The following is an 18,134-nucleotide window of genomic DNA, read 5'->3' as shown; positions in this document are numbered from 1 at the left end:
CGGCCGGCGGCTGCGGGGGCGCCAGGACGTCAACCTCTGGTTCTGGGTGTTCGTGGGGCCGTTCGTCATCGGTCTCGTCGTGTTCGTCTACGTGCCGATCGTCTGGTCGATCTACCTGTCGTTCTTCAACGCGTACAACACCGTGACGCCGACCGAGTTCGTCGGTGCGGGCAACTACCTGGACATGCTGCGCGACCCGGCCTTCCGCAGCAGCCTGCTCACCTTCGTCGCGTTCGCCGTGTTCATCGTGCCGACCACGTTCGTGATCTCGCTCGGCGCCGCGCTGCTCGTCGCGCGCACCCGCGTCATGCAGTCCTTCTTCCGGTCGGTGTTCTTCCTGCCGACCGCGTGCTCCTATGTCGTCGCCGCGCTGATCTGGAAGATGTCGATCTTCAGCGGCATCCGCTCGGGCCTCGCCAACGCGGTGCTCGGCTGGTTCGGCATCGACTCGGTGCCGTGGCTCAGCCTCGCCGACCCACCGTGGTACTGGCTCGTCATCGTCACGGCCCGGCTCTGGCTGCAGGTGGGCTTCTACATGATCCTCTTCCTCGCCGGCATCCAGCGGATCAGCCCGACCCTCTACGAGGCGGCCGCGATCGACGGCGCCGAGGGCTGGAAGGTCTTCCGCCACATCACGTTCCCCCAGCTGCGGGCGACGTCGACGGCGGTGCTCCTGCTGCTGCTCGTCAACGCGTTCCAGGCGTTCGACGAGTTCTACAACATCCTGTCCACGTTCGGCACCTACCCGCCGTACGCGCGACCACCGCTCGTCTACCTCTACTACACGGCGCTCGGCTCGGGTCAGGACTTCGGCCACGGCTCGGCCGGCGCGGTCATCCTCACCCTCATCATCGCGATCGTGGCGGTGGTGCAGGGCCGCGTGCTCCGGCTCGGCGACAGGGGCGAGTAGATGGCGATCGTCCGCAGCCGCAAGCAGTCCCGCCTCGTCGGCTGGGCGCGCTACAGCGCCCTCGTCGTGGCGGCGCTGCTCTTCCTCGTCCCGTTCTACCTGCTCGTGCGCAGCGCCTTCATGCGCGAGCAGGACCTCGGCTCGCCCGACTTCCACTGGCTGCCGCCGGTCTGGGAGACCTCGAACCTCACCGGGCTCTTCGACAACCCCGCGATCCCGATGGCGCGCAGCCTGCTCAACTCCGGGCTCATCGCCGTGGCGCAGACCGTCGGGGTGCTCGTCATCTCGGGCCTGGCCGGCTACGGCCTCGCGCGCATCCCGTACCGCTGGTCCAACACCGTCTTCTACTCGATCGTCGCGACGTTGCTCATCCCGGCCGCGGTGACGTTCGTGCCGAGCTTCGTGCTCGTGTCGACCCTCGGCTGGATCTCGACCCTGCGCGGCCTCATCATCCCGGGACTCTTCCAGGCGCTCGCGACGTTCCTCTTCCGGCAGTTCTTCCTCGGCTTCCCCAGGGAGATCGAGGAGGCGGCGTTCATCGACGGCCTCGGCTACTGGGGCACGTTCTGGAGGATCGTCGTGCCGAACTCGCTCGGTTTCGTCGCCGCCATCGGCACCATCACCTTCATCGGCACGTGGAACGCCTTCCTCTGGCCGCTCGTCATCGGCCGCGACCAGGAGTCGTGGACCGTGCAGATCGCACTGTCGACGTTCCTCACGGCGCAGTCGGTGCAGGTGAGCCAGCTCTTCATGGCGGCGCTCGTCGCGATCTTCCCGCTGCTGCTGATGTTCCTCTTCCTGCAGCGCTGGATCGTCGAGGGCGTCGAGCGCAGCGGCATCGCCGGCGACTGAGGGCGTATGCCGGGTGGCCCGCGGCGCGGCCACGACCGTTGCGCGGTGGATCACCGGCGTCCGGTGCCGGCGATCCACCGCACTGTCGCAGCCGACCCTCTCGTCGGGTGGCTCGGCCCGCGGTCAGCGGGTGCGGCGGAGGTGGTCCGGTGCCGGCATACGGCGGACGTCGACGCTCCAGAAGCGGATGACGAACGCATACGCCGGCCCGAGCGTCACCCGGTGCTCGAACCCGCCGCCCTCGGCAGGGACGACCTCGGACCCCACGACCTCGGCCGCGACCTCGACGGCGCGGTCGAGGTGGTGCCGGTTCGTGTGCAGCACGACCGCCCCGACGTAGGTCAGCGCGGCCAGCTCGTGCCCGCGATCGGCATCGCCGGCGAGCAGGGTCCACGTGAACGAGTCGCTCGCGATCGACCAGTCCTGCACCTGGGCCCCCAACAGGTCGACCGCCAGCAGGTCGCGGATGTCGTCGGGCAGCTCGTCCGGCACCTCGTCCGGCACCTCGTCTGGCACCTCGTCTGGCACCTCGTCTGGCACCTCGGTGTCGCTCACCCGCCCCATCCTGCCGCGCCGCCCGTGGCCGGCGCGCCCGTGGGTGCTCTCAGTCGAGCGTTTGCACGTCGGCGCGCTTGGCGATGGTGGCCGTGGCCCGGCGGCAGGCCATGACCGGGACGCGCGGCACGATCTCGTCGAGGAACGCGAACCGTCGGCGCAGCGAGCGGTGGTACGCGTCGCCGCTCGTGTCGCTGACGAGCGCGGTCCACCAGTCGGCGAGGTCGCCCCAGCCGGGTGCGGCGAGCGAGCCGCCGTACTGCTGGAGCGCGAGGCCGGCGCACAGGCTCGCGAACGTCATCCGCTGCTCGAGCGGCCACTCGGCGAGCGTGCCCACGAGCAGGGCCGCGCCGAAGACGTCGCCGGCGCCGGTCGGGTCGACCTCGTGCACGCGCAGCGACGGCACCCGCACCTCCTCGCCCGTGCGCGCGTCGATGCCGAGGGCTCCGTCCGACCCGTCGGTGACGATCGCGACGGGCACCCGGTCGGCGAGCGCGTAGACGGCCTCGACGGGCGAGTTCGTGCCGGTGTAGGCCATCGCCTCGACGGCGTTGGGCATGAAGACGTCGCACCGGGCGAGCCGCTCGAGCACGTGCGGCGACCACTGCTCCTTGGGGTCCCAGCCGACGTCGGCGAAGACGAGCGAGCCGTTCTCGCGGGCCCGGTCGACCCACGTCGGACCGCTGCCGCCGAAGGCCTCGTCCTCGGCGAGGTCGACCATGACGGCCCGCGAGCGGGGCGGGGAGCCGATGAGCTCGCTCGCCGGCACGGGCGACGGGTGTCCGTGCGAGACCATGCTGCGGTCACGGTCGACCGACATCGAGACCGTCACGGGGCTGTGCCAGTCGGCGAAGCGGCGGCTGCGGGCGAGGTCGATGCCCTCCTGCTCCTCGAGCGTGCGCCAGCAGAAGTCGCCGTAGTCGTCGTCGCTGAACGCCGCGGCCAGGCCGGTGCGCAGACCCAGCCGGCGCGTCGCGACGGCGAGGTTCGCGATGCCACCGGGGCACGAGGCGAGGCCCTCCGCCCACACCTCGGTGCCCGGCTTCGGCGCGCTCGGCATCCCGGCGAAGATCATGTCGAGGAAGACGGTTCCCCACACGAACACGTCGAGCGGCGGGTCGTCGTCGGTGCGACGCGACGCCAGCGGGTCGAACGACTGTCGATGGGCCACGCGCCCATGATCCCCCACCTGCGCCCGAGACTCACCGGGTTTGCCTGCTGCCATTGCGTATGCCGCCCGGCTTGCCCGTCAGTGCCGCTTCGTCCCGCTCGTGAGGCGGGGGAACCGGTGCTCGTGGTCGCCCTCGGGGCCGAGGTCTGCGACGGCGTGGTCGGCGTGCGACAGGGCCTCGGCGAGCAGCGCGCGCACGTGGGTGTCGGCGGCGGTGTAGTAGACGAAGGTGCCCTCGCGCCGACCGTGCACGAGTCCCGCCAGCCGGAGCTTGGCGAGGTGCTGGCTCACCGACGTGGGGCTGACCGAGGCGAGCTCGGCCAGGCAGCTGACCGACGACTCGCCCTGGAGCAGAGCCCAGAGCAGCTTGATGCGGGTGGGGTCGGAGAGCAGCCGGAAGGTCTCGGCCGCGAGGTGGGCCTGCTCGTCCGCCGGCATGGAGAGGTCGGGCCTGGCATCGTGCACGCTACGACCCTACTGCCTGCATACCTTCGCAACCATGCAGATAAGGTGGGGACATGCAAGCCGAGCACGAGCCTCACCACCATCACGAGCACCCGGTCCACGCTCATCCGGTACACGATCACCAGCACGACCACGGGCACCCACACGGCGGCGCCGTGCTCGCCCGGTTCCGGCACGCCTTCACGCCGCACTCCCACGACGCCACGGACTCCATCGACGCCGCCCTGGAGTCGAGCGCGCGTGGCGTCCGGGCCGTCAAGGTCAGCCTCGTGGGCCTCGGGCTCACCGCAGCGCTGCAGCTGGCCGTCGTCGCCGTCTCGGGCTCGGTCGCGCTGCTGGCCGACACGATCCACAACTTCTCGGACGCGCTGACCGCCGTGCCCCTGTGGATCGCCTTCGTCCTCGGTCGCCGCGCTGCGACCCGCCGGTACACGTACGGCTACGGCCGCGCGGAGGACCTCGCCGGGCTCTTCGTCGTCGCCATGATCGCGCTGTCGGCCGTGGTGGCAGGGTGGGAGGCGATCCGTCGTCTCGCCGACCCCGCACCCGTGCAGAACCTCGGCTGGGTGGCCCTGGCGGGCGTGGTCGGCTTCATCGGCAACGAGCTCGTCGCCGGCTTCCGCATCCGTGAGGGACGCGCGATCGGGTCGGCGGCCCTCGTCGCGGACGGCCACCACGGCCGGCACCGACGGGCTCACGTCCCTCGCGGTCGTCCTCGGCGCAGGTGGGGTCGCGATCGGGTGGGACTGGGCCGACCCGGTGGTCGGGCTGGTCATCACCGTCGCGATCGTGCTCGTGCTGCGCACTGCGGCCCGCGACGTCTTCCGGCGGCTGATGGACGGCGTCGATCCGGTGCTCGTGGAGCAGGCCGAGCAGGTGCTCGCCGCCGACCCGGCCGTGCTGTCGGTGCGTCGCGTGCGCATGCGGTGGATCGGTCACGAGATGCATGCGGACGCCGAGCTCGACGTGCCGTCGCGTCTGTCCCTCGCCGATGCCCACGCCGTCGCCCACCGTGCGGAGCAGGAGCTCGTGCGCGTGGTGCCCCGACTCAGGGCGGCCGTCGTGCACGCCTACCCCGGCCACGACTGAGGCATCGCGCGCCAGAGCAGGGCACGGCTGGTGAGGGTTGGTACGGTCCGAGGGTGGTGAGGCCATGAAGCTGGTGATCCTCGGCGGGGGTGGGTTCCGCGTGCCGCTCGTGCACGGTGCGCTGCTGCGTGACACCGCCGAGCGCCGCGTCACCGAGGTGGTCCTGCACGACACCGACTCCTCGCGACTCGACGTCATGCGCCACGTCCTCGCCGCCCAGGCCCGGCAGCACCTCGCCGCACACCCCGAGTCGCTGCCCCCGCCGGCGCTCTCGGCCACGACCGACCTCGACACGGCGCTCGCCGGCGCCGACTTCGTCTTCTCGGCGCTGCGGGTCGGTGGTCTCGCGGGCCGCACCGCCGACGAACGGATCGCGCTCGCCCTGGGGCTGCTCGGCCAGGAGACCACCGGGCCCGGCGGCGTCGGCTACGGCCTGCGCACCGTTCCCGTCGCGCTCGACGTCGCCCGACGCGTACGCCGCCTCGCCCCCGACGCATGGGTCATCAACTTCACCAACCCCGCCGGTCTCGTCACGCAGGCGATGCAGTCGGTCCTCGACGGCCGGGTCGTCGGCATCTGCGACTCGCCGCTCGGTCTCGCCAAGCGGGCCGCAGGTGCCCTCGGGCACGACCTCGCCGACCTCGAGATCGACTACGCAGGACTCAACCACCTCGGCTGGCTCACCGGGCTGCGACGCGACGGATGTGACCTGCTGCCAAGCCTGCTCGCCGACGAGGGGGCGCTTGCCGCCATCGAGGAGGGGCACCTCTTCGGCGCCGAGTGGCTGCGCGACCTCGGCTCGCTGCCCAACGAGTACCTCTTCTACTACTACTTCACGCGCGACGCGATCGCCCAGATCGCCGGGGCCGCACAGACGCGTGGCGAGTACCTCGTCGCGCAGCAGGCCGAGTTCTACACCGCCGTGGCACGCTCGCCGGAGCAGGCGTGGGAGCGCTGGGACGCCGTGCGCCGCGAACGCAACGCGACCTACATGCAGGAGACCCGCGAGAACGGCGACGGCGACAGCCACGAGCGGTCCGAGGCGGACGTCGAGGGCGGCGGCTACGAAGGGGTCGCCCTCGCGCTCATGGCCGCGATCGCCCGTGACGAGCCGGCCCGGCTCATCCTCAACGTGCGCAACGGCGGTGCTGTCGCCGGGCTGCCCGACGACGCCGTCGTCGAGGTGCCGTGCACGATCGACGCCGCCGGCCCGGTGCCCGTCCGCGTGAGTCCGCTACCCGGTCACGCCCTCGGGCTCGTGCAGCAGGTGAAGGCAGTCGACGAAATCGTCATCGCCGCGGCGGCCGAGCAGTCGAGATCGCTTGCGGTCAAGGCCTTTGCGCTCCATCCACTCGTCGACTCGGTGACGGTCGCGCGCGAGCTGCTCGGGGCCTACGCGAGGCGGCTGCCGGACCACTACGCCGGCCTGCGCTAGACGCGTCCGGCGGGGCGGTGGCCCGATCGCCCTCCGTCCCGGCAGGATCGAGGCATGCACCTCGACCTCAACGCCGACGTGGGCGAGTCCTTCGGGGCGTGGACCCTCGGTGACGACGCGGCCGTCCTCGACGTCGTCACGAGCGCCAACGTCGCGTGCGGCTTCCATGCCGGAGACCCCCTCACGCTGGGCAGGACGTGCGCGTATGCCGCCGAGCGGGGTGTCGTCGTCGGCGCGCAGGTGGGCTATCACGACCTTGCCGGCTTCGGGCGACGCTTCGTCGACGTGCCGGCCGATGCCCTCGCCGCCGACGTCATCTACCAGCTCGGTGCGCTCTCGGCCATGGCGCACGTGGCCGGCACGAGGGTCGCCTACGTGAAGCCGCACGGGGCGCTCTACAACGCGATCGTGCACCACGAGGCCCAGGCGCAGGCGGTCGTCGACGCCGTGGTCGCCGTGGACACGTCCCTGCCCATCCTCGGGCTCCCTGGCAGCGTCGTGCTCGAGCGCGCCACGGCCGCCGGGCTGCGCGCCGTCAGCGAGGCCTTCGCGGACCGGGCCTACACGCCGGACGGACGGCTCGTGCCGCGCACGGAGGCCGGCGCCGTGCTGCACGACCCTGCCGAGGTGGCGGCGCGCGTCGTCCGGCTCGCCCGGGAGGGCGTGGTCACCGCCGTCGACGGCACGGACGTCGAGGTGCGGGCCGAGTCGGTGTGCATCCACGGCGACACCCCCGGCGCGGTCGAGATGGCGCGCGCGGTGCGTCGCGAGCTCGAGGCGGCCGGCTTCGAGATCCGCCCGTTCGCAGGCTGATCCGGGCCCGGTGATGGAGGCGCGGCTGCTCCCGATGGGTGCTTCGGCACTTCTCGTCGAGGTGGCCGACACGAACGCTGCCCTCACCCTGCGCGCCCGGCTCGCGCCCCTGGTCGGTGAGCTCGTCGAGCACCTCGTCGTCGGCGCGCGCACGGTGCTCGTCGTGCTGGGGGACGCCGGACGGCGCGACGAGGTCGGGCGGGCCTGCCTGGAGCTGGCCGCCGACGTCGACGCCGTCGCGAAGCCGGACGAGACCGAGCCCGTCGAGATCGCGGTCCGCTACGACGGCGCGGACCTCGACGAGGTCGCGCGGCTGACCGGGCTCTCGCGGGCCGAGGTGGTCGAGGCGCACACCGGCACCCCCTGGCGCGTCGGCTTCGGCGGTTTCGCGCCGGGTTTCGCCTACCTCGTCGGCGGGGACCCGCGGCTGCGGGTGCCCCGCCGGGCCGACCCACGCACCCGGGTGCCGGCCGGATCCGTCGCCCTCGCAGGGGAGTTCAGCGGCATCTATCCTCAGGACTCACCTGGAGGGTGGCAGCTGCTCGGCACCACGGACGCCATCCTCTGGGACGCCGAGCGGGAACCACCCGCCCTGCTCGCGCCCGGGATGGCGGTGCGGTTCGTCGACGTCGACGTCGACGGCGACCCGGCCCGGGCAGCGCGAGACGAGATGTCGCCGGCCTCCGGACACCGCGGGCCCGCCGCTGCCACGACCGTCACGGCCCGGTCTCGTCGCGGGACCGACACGCAGCGCGGTCTCGAGGTGCTCGCGACCGGGCCGCTCACCCTGGTCGAGGACCTCGGCAGACCCGGTCTCGCCGACGTGGGCGTGGGGCGTTCAGGCGTAGCCGACCCGGCGGCATACCGGCTCGGGCTGCGGCTGGTGGGGCACCTCCTCGACCGGGACGACGAGCGCTGGCCCGCGCCGGCCTCCCTCGAGGTGACTCTCGGGGGACTCGCCGTGCGGGCGCACGGTGACCTGGTGGTGGCGCTCACCGGGGCTCCGTGCCCCGCCGACGTCGACGGCCGGCCGGTGGCGCACGCCTCTCCCGTGGCACTCGCCGACGGGCAGGCGCTCACCCTCGGCACCCCGAGCGCCGGGCTGCGCACCTGGCTCGCCGTGCGCGGTGGCATCGCGGTGCCCCCCGTCCTCGGATCGCGGTCGAGCGACACCCTGTCGGGGCTCGGGCCCGCGGCGCCGGCCGTCGGCGACGTGCTGCGCGTGGGCGCTGCCCCACGCACGTTCCCGGTGGTCGAGGTCGCGCCGCACGAACCGCCGAGCGACGGGCTCGTGGTGCTCGACGTCGACCCCGGGCCGAGGGCCGACTGGTGCGACCTCGCGGACCTCGAGGCAGAGGTTCGCACTGTGTCTGATCGCAGCAACCGCGTGGGAATCCGTCTGGAAGGCAAGGGGATTCGGCGCCACGCGGCATACGCGGACAGCGAGCTCCCGAGCGAGGGTCTGGTCGTCGGGGCCGTGCAGGTGCCCGCCGGCGGCGAGCCCGTGGTCTTCCTCGCCGACCACCCGGTCACGGGTGGCTACCCCGTCGTCGCCGTCCTCACCCCGCAGGCGGTCGCCCGGGCGGCGCAGCTGCGACCCGGCCAGCCCGTGCGTCTGCGGTGGCGGCGTCCCGAGCCCTGACGCTCCGTAGGAAACTGAGCACTCGACGAAGAGAGGTCCGGTCGAGTCCTCAGCTGACGGCGCGGGAGCGCCAGCCGCCGCGTGTGCCGGTGACTGCCGGGCTCGCCTCCGCGGTGGCGCCGAGCACGCCCGCAGCCGGTGCCAGCAGCCCCTCGGGCCGCATCGGCAGGATCATCGCGACGTCGGCGCCACCCCACTGCGAGACGCCCAGCTGCACCCAGCCGCCGCGGCGGGTGGCCACGTCGCGCACGAGCGAGAGCCCGAGACCCGTCTGCGACAGGTCGTCGCGCACGCCGTCCATGGTCAGGTCGGGCCAGTGCGCCGACGCCGAACGCAGCACGTCGCTGCTGAAGCCACGACCCGAGTCGGCGACCCCGACGGCCACCGCGTCCTTCATCGGTCGTGCGTACAGGACCACGGTGTCGTCGTCGGCATCGGTGTAGCGCAAAGCGTTCTCGATCATCGTGTCGAGGCAGGCGCGCAGCCGCTCGCTCGAGCAGGTCAGCACCTCCGAGGTGGGCTCAACCCGCCAGCGCCGGGTGGCCACGGCCGACCAGCGCTCGGCGGTCTGGCCCAGCAGGTTGCCGAGGTGCACGTCCGTCACCTCGAGGTCGCCGCCGAGGCGCATGCTCCGCACCAGCCGCTCGCAGACCCGGGTGAGGCGCGCCAGCTCCTCGTCGACGACCTGGAGGTCCTCCAGGTCGTTGGTCGATCGCGGGCGCTCGAGCATCATCTCGAGGTAGCCGCGGGCGATGGTGAGCGGCGAACGCATCTCGTGCGACGTGCGGAGCGTCAGCAGCTCGCGCATCGTCGACTCGGCCCGCTCGCGGGCGGCACTCGCGGTGAGGTCGGCGAGAGCCTGCTGGCGCCGGCGCACGTGCCAGATCATGAGGGCCATGAGCAGCAGCATCAGCGGGATCTCGGCGGTCTCCTGCCAGTCGAGCACCTCGGTGGCTGCGCGGTAGACGATGATCGCCCCCGTCACCACGGTGAAGACCCCGAGGCCGACCCAGGTGGCCAGGCGGCTCCACTGTTCGAGGCCGAAGCAGAGCGCGAAGGCGGCCCAGGCGATGTGGTAGGGCACGGTCTCGCTGCCGGGGACGGCGATCATGACGAACGAGCAGATCGCTGCGACGACGCTCCACGTCACGACAATCCGGTGGCGCATCACGGCTCCTCGTAGAGCCCGTAGCCGACGCCGCGCAGGGTCTCGACGGGGATGTCCTGGCCGAGCTTGCTCCGCAGTCGTCCCACGCACACCTCGACGACGTTGCTGCCGGGGTCGAAGTCGAGGTGCCACACGTCGTGGAGCAGCTCCTCGCGCCGGCACACCTGGCCCTTGCGGCGCATGAGGTGCGCGAGCAGGCTGAACTCCCGCTCCGTGAGGGACGCGCTGACGTCGCGGAACGTGGCACGCCGCCGGCCGAGGTCGAGGCGTATGCCGCCCGCGTCGAGGAAGCGGTCGTCGGGCTCGGTCCGCGTGGCGCCGACGTTGCGGCGCACGCGCGCGAGCAGCTCGGTGAGGCTGAACGGCTTGGCGACGACGTCGACGGCCCCGCGGTCGAGCGCCTCGACGCGGGTGCCGACGTCGGTCACGCCGGACAGCACGATGACGGGTGTCGTGTCGTGCCGTTCGTGGATCGACTCCAGCACCGTCAGGCCGCTGGCCCCCGGCATGACGAGGTCGAGCACGACGAGGTCGACGTGCGTCGTCGCGAGCCGGTCGATGGCGGCGCGAGCCGTCGCAGCCGTGATCACCGAGTGCCCCTCGGACGTCAGCGACCGCGTCAGCAGCCCCCGCACGCGTTCTTCGTCGTCGACGACCATGACCTTGGCCATGTGCGGCTCCCTTCCCCCAGATCCCCGAGCCTGCCGACCAGTAGAGCAGGACGGGAACACCGCGGGAAGCGATGCCCGAGAAGTCCCTTTCGAGACGGTGATGAGAGGGGGCGAACCGGGGCAGTCCGGGGCGGCAACCTGACAGGTTCATGACAGGAGCCTCAAGAGGACCTGACGCCAGTGTGAGCCGTCGTGCACCGCTCCCGTGACAGTTCGCTGAGCGGTGCGCCGATCCCGCCGCGACACCGGAAGCGTCGGTGCGACGGTCGCGGGACGACGGGCTCGCACGGGGCCCGCTCGGTCCTCAGATGGGGGTTGCCGTGATCTCACCCAAGACGTCCAGGCGCTCGTTCTCGCTCATCGCCGGCCTCACCGCGATGGCTGTCTCAGGCGTCGCGCAGCTGGGCGGGCCGCTCGCTGCGTCCGCCGTCGCCGCGCCGGTGCCGGCCGTCGCGCCCGTGGCGGCAGCCGCCGTCACCCCCGCGGTGACGACGGTGGCCGACTGCCCGACCGGCAGCGTGGCCGGCAAGGGCTGCATCTCCATGACGGTCAAGAGCGCGCGCAGCGTCAACACCGCTCCGACCTTCGTGCAGAAGGGCGAAGCGGTCACCAGCTACAGGTGGATGATCAACGAGGACAGCACGGGCAACCCCGGCACCGACGCGAGTCCCCTTCTCGACCAGTGCCTCCCGTCCCGGGCCCCCGGCGGCAGCACCAAGCCGTCGTCGACGAACCCCGGTGACCCCACCGAGCCGTACGCCGACACCTGCCCCTGGCCGTCGGTGCGCACCACCTCCGGGTTCGCGAAGATCGTCGCCCAGGGCGATGAGAGCGACCTGTCCGCCGGGACGAAGCTGCAGGGCCTCGCGCCCGGCAAGTACCTCGTCTCCGTGACGGCGGACGGCTACAAGATCGACGGCGCGCACTTCACCGTTGTCGACGGCCGCGAGTCGGCCGTGGCCGTCGAGATGCAGCCGCTGCCGCTGCCGCTGGCGACGATCAAGATCCAGGTCTTCGACGACAGCGTCCCCGCCGACGGCACCTACGAGGCCGACGCCGAGCGGGGCCTGGCCGGCTTCACCGGCAACCTCACCGACGTGTTCGGCCCGGTGACCGTCGACTACTACGGCAACGCCCTGTGCACGGTCTACCTCCACGACGCCGCCGGGCGCGTGCGCTTCGACACCGCCGGCAAGCCGCTCGTCGACACCACCCGCTCGACCGGCAAGTGCACCAGCGACGCCGCCGGCGTCATCACGATCCCCAACCTCGGCCCGAACCGCTACGGCGCCACCGTCTCGCCGCCCGCCGGCCAGTCCGGCTGGGTGCAGACGACGACCCTCGAGGGCGGCCACGACCACGACATCTGGGTGCAGGAGGGCGACACCGGCCTCGACACCGAGTTCCTCAAGGGCGCTGAGCCCGTGCCCGCCACGCAGTTCGGCTTCGTGCGCGTCAAGGCGCTGCCCGCGTCGACGGCCACCGGTGAGGTGAAGGGCGTCGTCGTGGCAGGACTGCCGTACATCGGCGGCCAGAACGGCCAGGTCGTGCCCGAGACCGGTTGGGCCGGAGCGAAGTCCGCCGGGCCGATCCCCTCGCCGTGGGTCGCCCTCAGCGACCTCGACGGTGGCGACGCCGTGGTCTACGCCGGTCGCGGCGCGGCCAACGGCACCTTCGACATCAAGAACGTCCCCGACGGCACCTACCAGCTGACGCTGTGGGACGACGCCCAGGACTACATCCTGTGGAGCTTCAACGTCGAGGTCTCCGGCGGCGAGCTCGTCGACGTCGGCAACAAGATGCTGGTCGGCTGGTTCACCCACGTGCGCGGCACCGTGTTCGTCGACGACAACGGCAACGGCAAGCGCGACCCCGGCGAGCAGCCGGTGCCCGGCTTCACCCTGACCGTCCGCGAGCGCGACAACTCGCTCATGGACCAGTACACCAACCTCACCAACACCGGCGACGACGGCGCGTACGACATCAAGGAGGGATACCCGCTCGGCAAGTGGCTCGTCCTCGAGGCCTTCAACACCCGCTACCGGACGACCGGCGTCACCTACCAGGCCGACAACGAGGACAGCGAGACCACGATCCTCGGCGCCCTCGTCGACATCAACTTCCTGCCGATCATCGGCCTGTCGGGCCGCATCGACTGGGGCGTCGAGCCGTATGCCGTCAACGAGAACGGTGGCATCGCGGCGACGGTCTCCTACGACGTCACCCGCAACGAGCTCGACCCGGCCGACGCGGTCAGCGAGGACTACCAGCCCGGCATCCCCGACGTGAACGTGCACGTCTTCGAGTCGGTCGCCTGCACGGCGACGACCGCGGAGGAGAAGGCGAACTCGTGCCGCCAGGGCAAGGCCATCGTGCCGCTGTCGGTGCCGAACCCCGCCTACGCGAGCGACCCGAGCCAGCCGGCGACCATCAAGAACCCCGACCCGGAGCGCGGCGCGCTGAAGAAGGGCCCGGAGGTCCAGCCGGCCTACACGAGCGAGGAGTGGGCCCCGCCGCGGGGCTGCACCGCCCGCCAGTGGGACGGCACCGAGCTGACCGACCAGCTGGCCCTGCCCGAGTCCGGGACCGACGCGAACAACCTCTGCGTCGAGGCGCCGATGATGGGCGTCCAGGTGGGCGCGTCCGACAGCACCCCGGGTGCGGCCGGCCAGACCGTCAACGGCAACTACGGCTTCGGTGACCTGCCGGCCGGCGACTACATCACCACGGTCGAGGTGCCGAACGACCCGGTCGACGGCAAGCCGATGTACCAGGTGACGCGCGAGGAGGACGTCAACGTCTTCGACGGCGACAGCTACCTGATGCAGGAGAACTTCCCGCCGACCACGACCGAGGCCGCCGCCGGCGACCCGGGCACGGGCAACGACCCGCTGCCGCCGACGCAGCCCCCGTCGCAGGGTGCCGGCATCATCTCCTCCTGCGCCGGCGCGTTCCACACCGTGCGCGTCTCCAACCCGGCCTTCCTCGACGGCGGCGGCAGCCCCTTCGAGGGCCAGGACCGCCCGCTCTGCGACGCGAAGCTCGTCACCGTGCGCAGCGGACAGACCGTGGCGCCCAACTTCAACCTCTTCACCCCCGTCCCGATCCCGACGCACTTCTGGGGTCTGACGATCAACGACCTGGGGCTCTCGCTCGACAAGCGCAGCGCCAACTACGGGGAGGCGCAGGGCCTGCCCCACGTGCCCGTCGGCCTCTACGACTGGAGCGGACGCCTCGTCGACACGACGCACACCGACTTCAACGGCTTCTACGAGGCGCTCGAGCCCTCCACCGGCACGTACAACTGCCCGGTGCCGGCGGGCCCCTGCCCCAACATGTACCGGTTCACCGGCAACGACCCGGGCGCACCGGGTGACCCCAACCCCGACTACGACCCGGCCTACCGCACCATCAGCACGAACTTCCAGGGCTGGCCCGGTCTCTTCACGGTCACCGACACGGCGCCGACCCAGGCCGCCGCGACGGTGCTCGCACCGGGGACCACCGCGTCGAACCCGGCACGCTGCAACCTCGGGACGACCGACCCGCAGCTGCTCGCCGTCGACCACCCGTACGTTCGTCCCACCAGCGCCACCCCCGCCACCGGCCGCTCCGTCACCGTCAAGGGAACCGGCTTCGGGGCGACCCGCGGCACCGTCACCCTGACGAACAGCGCGGGGCAGAAGCTGCCGGCGCTCCCGTCGAGCGCCTACGGGACGTGGTCCGACACGAGCGTCACCTTCATGGTGCCCGACCTCACGCCCGGAACCACGACGCCCAGCTCGCGAGGCGCGCTCAAGGTCTCGATCACGAACGCCACCTCCAAGCGCTCGACCTACAACGGCATCACCATCTGGAACCTCGGTGCCGTCCCGACCGCCGCTCCGGGCTCGAACCCCTCGACGGCCGTCAACCCGAACGTCGCCGAGGTCGGACCTGGCAAGCAGTACCCGACCGTCCAGAAGGCGCTCGAGGCAGCGGCACCCACCTCGGCCCGGAAGTACTGGCTCGTCGTCGTGTGGCCCGGCGCCACCTCGTCGCTCAACCCGCGCGGCGAGTACAACGAGAACCTCCTCGTGCACCACCGCGTCGCGATCCAGGGCGTCGGCCCCGGCGGCTTCACCACCAACGCCGACGGCTCCACCACGTGGGTTCCCGGCTCGATCATCGACGGCTCCGGGTTCAGCCCCGACCTTCCGGCAGGACTGGCCTGGATCACCCTGCTGGGCTCGCTGACCTACAGCGGTGAGCTCGACGTGCCCGACGCCGCGACGATCACCGTGCTCGACGACCCGCGGGCACCCGTGTCCGACACGGCATACCCCGTGGCCATCGACGGACTGCAGGTGACCGGCGGCTCGCAGGCCGACTTCCCCGGCAACGTCAACGTCCTCACCGGCCGGGTCACGACGCCCTACGGCGCGAGCGGGGCCCTCGTCACCCAGGGCGGCGGCATCTACCTGCACAACAACAACCGCAGCGTCCGCATCACCGACAACCTCGTCGTCGGCAACAGCGGCAGCTACGGCGGCGGCATCCGGGTGGGCACGCCCTACACCGGCGACAACCGCAACTACGACACCGTCATCGCCGACAACCAGGTGCTCAACAACGGCGGCACGAACCTCGCCGGCGGCATCGGGCTCTTCACCGGCAGCGACGGCTACAAGATCCAGCACAACGCCATCTGCGGCAACTTCTCCGCGGAGTACGGCGGCGCCCTGACGGCCTTCGGCTACATGTCGAACCCGACCGGCAGCAACGGCGGCACCATCGCCGGCAACACCATCTGGTTCAACAGCTCCTACGACGAGGGTGGCGCGGTCATGGTCGCCGGCGAGCTGCCCGCGACGCCGACCGGGCTCAGCCCCGGCACGGGCGCGGTCACGATCGACGGCAACGTCATCGACGCCAACCTCGCGAGCGACGACGGCGGCGGCATCCGACTGCTCCAGGTGGCCGGCACCCACGTCACGAAGACGGACCCGCAGACGATCACGATCAGCAACAACACGATCAGCAACAACGTCTCGGCCCACGAGGGTGGCGGCATCGCCCTCGACGACGCGCCCTTCGTCACCATCGTCGACAACACCGTGGTCGGCAACATGACGACGGCCACGGCGGTCACCTCCGACGGGCAGCCGGCTCCCGCCGGCCTCTCGACCGGGCCCAACAGCGACCCGCTCATGGCCCGGCTGAACAGCAGCGGTCTCTCCGGCTTCGCGCTCGTCAAGGTCAACGGACAGTCGACGTTCAGCAACCCGGCCCTGCTCGACAACGTCTTCAACGACAACCGGGCCGGCACGTTCATCGGCGGCTACGTCTACGGGATCGGGGGCACGCTGCCCGACGGCACCGCCAACTCGACGGACCAGTGGGACATGGCGGTCGTCGGCGGTGCACCCGCAGACCGGCTCCACCCCGTGTCGAGCGTGCTCCAGACGGTGACCGGCACCGACGGCGGGCAGAACGTGACGTTCACCGACACGGTCGGCTTCGTCGACCCGACGCCCGAGCTGACCGTGACGGTGCTCGCGGCCCGCACCTTCCCGGCCTTCCGCGAGGCGGCCATCGTGACGGCCCTGCTGCCGCCCCGGCTCCGCGCGGACTACCACCTCGCCGGGACGAGCTCGGCGGCATACGGCCGGGGCGCGGCGAGCACGACGGTGAACTACGGCAGCCAGACCGTCTTCGGGATCACCTCCCAGTGGAACGTCGTGGTCAACGCGGCCTCGCCCGACATCGACGGGCAGCCTCGGCCCACGGTGACCAGCACGGGATCGCGGTACGACGCGGGGTCGGACCAGTTCGCCCCCTGATGGACCCCCAGACCCCGGGGCGCCTCCTCCCTGGCCTGACTCCCCCTCAAGGCCTCCCCCGGCGCCCCGGGGTCCTGGGACCCGCCACCCGCGCACCCCTCGACCCTCGGACCCCCGCAGCCAGCCGCACCTCGCCACCACGGCACGACCACCACGGACCGCACACCCCGGCCACGACGCCGGACCGACCACAGGAGCTCGACATGAACGACGACCCACGCTCCGTCCCCGACGACCGCGCCGACGACCGCGCCGACGACCGGGCCGACGACCGGGCCGACGACCGCCCGACCCGAGGCGGGCTCGGCCGACGCGCCGTGATGCTCGGTGGTGCCGGCGCCATCGGCAGCGTCTTCCTCGGCACCCGCCTCAGCTTCGGGCAGCCCACCCAGCGACCGACCGTCGTGCGACCGGCCGCCACCGGCAACGTGAAGTCGGTGCACCTCGTCGGCACCGACGGCTGGGTGAGCATGCCCGCCGGCTCTCCGCCCGACCTGCCGTTCTTCCCCGACTCGCTCGCGCCGGACGGCTTCGACACCTACGTCTTCGGGTTCCGCGACGTGACGCAGATGTCGACGGCCGCGGAGGTGGCCGCCGTGCGCGGCAAGGCCCAGGTCAGCGCCCCGATGCTCGCCTTCGACGAGGGCGACGAGGTGACGATCACCCTGTCGAACCTCGGCCTGCTCATGCGGCCGGACCTCTTCGACGGGCACACCCTGCACTGGCACGGCTTCGTCAACGCCATCCCGCTCTTCGACGGCGTGCCGGAGCTCTCGCTCGCCGTCCCGATCGGGCGTGACCTCTCGTACCACTACCGGCCGCACGACGCCGGCACGTACATGTACCACTGCCACTTCGAGGACGTGGAGCACGTGCAGATGGGCATGACGGGGATGGTGTTCATCCGTCCCGCGCAGAACCGGACGCCGGTCAACGGCGACCCGATCGGCACGAAGTACGCGTACAACGACGGCGACGGCAGCACCCGCTACGACCGCGAGTTCGCGTTCATGGTGACCGAGCTGTGGTCGGCCGCGCACTACCGCGACGCCCACATCCAGGTCAGCGACTGGACCGACTACGCGCCCAGCTTCTGGCTGCTCAACGGTCGCGGCTACCCCGACACGATCGCCCCGCCCGGCGACCCGAGGACCACGGCCGCGGGTCGCCTTCAGTACCAGCCGATCTCGTCGCTCATCACGTGCAACGTGAACGAGACGGTGCTGCTGCGGCTGTCGAACCTCGGCTACCAGAACCACGCCTTCACGCTCGACAACGTCGACATGCAGGTGGTGGCCAAGGACGCGGCGCTGCTGCGGGGACGCGACGGCACGACGAACTACCAGGTCACCAACACCGTCGACATCGGCCCCGGCGAGAGCCGTGACGTGCTGGTGACCCCGCGCAAGACGGGCGAGTACCTGCTCTACGACCGCAACTACGCGTACCTGGGCAACGGTGGCGGGCCGGGCTGGGGCGGCATGATGACCGTCCTCCGCGTCGGCGAGACGTACCCGTCCCAGACCGAGCCCAACACCTGA

General features: G+C 71.7%; 13 protein-coding genes and 1 pseudogene. 9 read left to right on the top strand and 5 right to left on the bottom strand.

The window, feature by feature from the left end:
- Positions 1-46: 46 nt before the first annotated feature.
- Both ACXR8F_RS04760 and ACXR8F_RS04755 read left to right on the top strand, forming a co-directional pair.
- Positions 47-910: a carbohydrate ABC transporter permease gene (locus ACXR8F_RS04760; RefSeq protein WP_458798967.1), complete on the top strand. Its 864-nt coding sequence runs from the start codon at positions 47-49 to the stop codon at positions 908-910.
- Entirely contained in the window at positions 911-1,762 is an 852-nt protein-coding gene (locus ACXR8F_RS04755; RefSeq protein ID WP_458798966.1) for a carbohydrate ABC transporter permease, read from the top strand. It begins immediately after the preceding gene.
- Between the two features lie 123 nt (positions 1,763-1,885).
- Here ACXR8F_RS04755 and ACXR8F_RS04750 read toward each other — a convergent pair whose 3' ends face one another.
- The 3 genes from ACXR8F_RS04750 to ACXR8F_RS04740 all read right to left on the bottom strand — a co-directional run bounded on the left by ACXR8F_RS04750 (position 1,886) and on the right by ACXR8F_RS04740 (position 3,953).
- Positions 1,886-2,317: a hypothetical protein gene (locus ACXR8F_RS04750; RefSeq protein WP_458798965.1), complete on the bottom strand. Its 432-nt coding sequence runs from the start codon at positions 2,315-2,317 to the stop codon at positions 1,886-1,888.
- Positions 2,318-2,366: 49 nt separating this feature from the next.
- Positions 2,367-3,488 (bottom strand): carbohydrate kinase family protein, encoded by a 1,122-nt coding sequence (locus ACXR8F_RS04745; RefSeq protein WP_458798964.1) that lies wholly within the window; start codon positions 3,486-3,488, stop codon positions 2,367-2,369.
- A gap of 78 nt (positions 3,489-3,566) precedes the next feature.
- Positions 3,567-3,953: an ArsR/SmtB family transcription factor gene (locus ACXR8F_RS04740; protein WP_458798963.1), complete on the bottom strand. Its 387-nt coding sequence runs from the start codon at positions 3,951-3,953 to the stop codon at positions 3,567-3,569.
- A gap of 53 nt (positions 3,954-4,006) precedes the next feature.
- Between ACXR8F_RS04740 and ACXR8F_RS04735 the strand changes: the two are divergent.
- The 5 genes and pseudogenes from ACXR8F_RS04735 to ACXR8F_RS04715 all read left to right on the top strand — a co-directional run.
- Positions 4,007-4,570, top strand: a pseudogene (locus tag ACXR8F_RS04735) (cation diffusion facilitator family transporter); the annotation flags it as partial.
- 10 nt (positions 4,571-4,580) lie between these two features.
- A complete protein-coding gene (locus ACXR8F_RS04730) occupies positions 4,581-5,042 on the top strand; it encodes a cation diffusion facilitator family transporter (protein ID WP_458798962.1) in 462 nt (153 codons plus the stop codon).
- A gap of 64 nt (positions 5,043-5,106) precedes the next feature.
- Positions 5,107-6,477: a 6-phospho-beta-glucosidase gene (locus ACXR8F_RS04725; RefSeq protein WP_458798961.1), complete on the top strand. Its 1,371-nt coding sequence runs from the start codon at positions 5,107-5,109 to the stop codon at positions 6,475-6,477.
- A gap of 54 nt (positions 6,478-6,531) precedes the next feature.
- Positions 6,532-7,290: a LamB/YcsF family protein gene (locus ACXR8F_RS04720; RefSeq protein WP_458798960.1), complete on the top strand. Its 759-nt coding sequence runs from the start codon at positions 6,532-6,534 to the stop codon at positions 7,288-7,290.
- A gap of 34 nt (positions 7,291-7,324) precedes the next feature.
- A complete protein-coding gene (locus ACXR8F_RS04715) occupies positions 7,325-8,932 on the top strand; it encodes a 5-oxoprolinase subunit B/C family protein (RefSeq protein WP_458798959.1) in 1,608 nt (535 codons plus the stop codon).
- 49 nt (positions 8,933-8,981) lie between these two features.
- Here the strand turns inward: ACXR8F_RS04715 and ACXR8F_RS04710 are convergent, their stop codons facing one another.
- Together ACXR8F_RS04710 and ACXR8F_RS04705 are read right to left on the bottom strand one after the other, a co-directional pair.
- Positions 8,982-10,100: a sensor histidine kinase gene (locus tag ACXR8F_RS04710; RefSeq protein ID WP_458798958.1), complete on the bottom strand. Its 1,119-nt coding sequence runs from the start codon at positions 10,098-10,100 to the stop codon at positions 8,982-8,984.
- A complete protein-coding gene (locus tag ACXR8F_RS04705; protein WP_045188815.1) occupies positions 10,100-10,771 on the bottom strand; it encodes a response regulator transcription factor in 672 nt (223 codons plus the stop codon). Before ACXR8F_RS04705 ends, ACXR8F_RS04710 begins: the two co-directional genes overlap by 1 nt.
- Before the next feature lie 320 nt (positions 10,772-11,091).
- Between ACXR8F_RS04705 and ACXR8F_RS04700 the strand changes: the two genes are divergently transcribed.
- Both ACXR8F_RS04700 and ACXR8F_RS04695 read left to right on the top strand, forming a co-directional pair.
- Positions 11,092-16,593: a hypothetical protein gene (locus ACXR8F_RS04700; protein WP_458798957.1), complete on the top strand. Its 5,502-nt coding sequence runs from the start codon at positions 11,092-11,094 to the stop codon at positions 16,591-16,593.
- A 203-nt stretch (positions 16,594-16,796) separates the two neighbouring features.
- Positions 16,797-18,134, top strand: a complete 1,338-nt coding sequence (locus ACXR8F_RS04695) for a multicopper oxidase domain-containing protein (protein WP_458798956.1) — start codon at positions 16,797-16,799, stop codon at positions 18,132-18,134.

The sequence above is a fragment of the Terrabacter sp. AAH1 genome (assembly GCF_054456855.1).
This window is presented reverse-complemented; position numbering and strand designations above follow the sequence as displayed.

What these genes read in the sequence shown, in the direction of transcription:
- ACXR8F_RS04755 (WP_458798966.1), top strand. Translation starts at nt 911, where the DNA reads ATGGCGATCGTCCGCAGCCGCAAGCAGTCCCGCCTCGTCGGCTGGGCG.
- ACXR8F_RS04725 (WP_458798961.1), top strand. Translation starts at nt 5,107, where the DNA reads ATGAAGCTGGTGATCCTCGGCGGGGGTGGGTTCCGCGTGCCGCTCGTG.
- ACXR8F_RS04720 (WP_458798960.1), top strand. Translation starts at nt 6,532, where the DNA reads ATGCACCTCGACCTCAACGCCGACGTGGGCGAGTCCTTCGGGGCGTGG.
- ACXR8F_RS04715 (WP_458798959.1), top strand. Translation starts at nt 7,325, where the DNA reads ATGGGTGCTTCGGCACTTCTCGTCGAGGTGGCCGACACGAACGCTGCC.
- ACXR8F_RS04710 (WP_458798958.1), bottom strand. Translation starts at nt 10,100, where the DNA reads ATGCGCCACCGGATTGTCGTGACGTGGAGCGTCGTCGCAGCGATCTGC.
- ACXR8F_RS04705 (WP_045188815.1), bottom strand. Translation starts at nt 10,771, where the DNA reads ATGGCCAAGGTCATGGTCGTCGACGACGAAGAACGCGTGCGGGGGCTG.
- ACXR8F_RS04695 (WP_458798956.1), top strand. Translation starts at nt 16,797, where the DNA reads ATGAACGACGACCCACGCTCCGTCCCCGACGACCGCGCCGACGACCGC.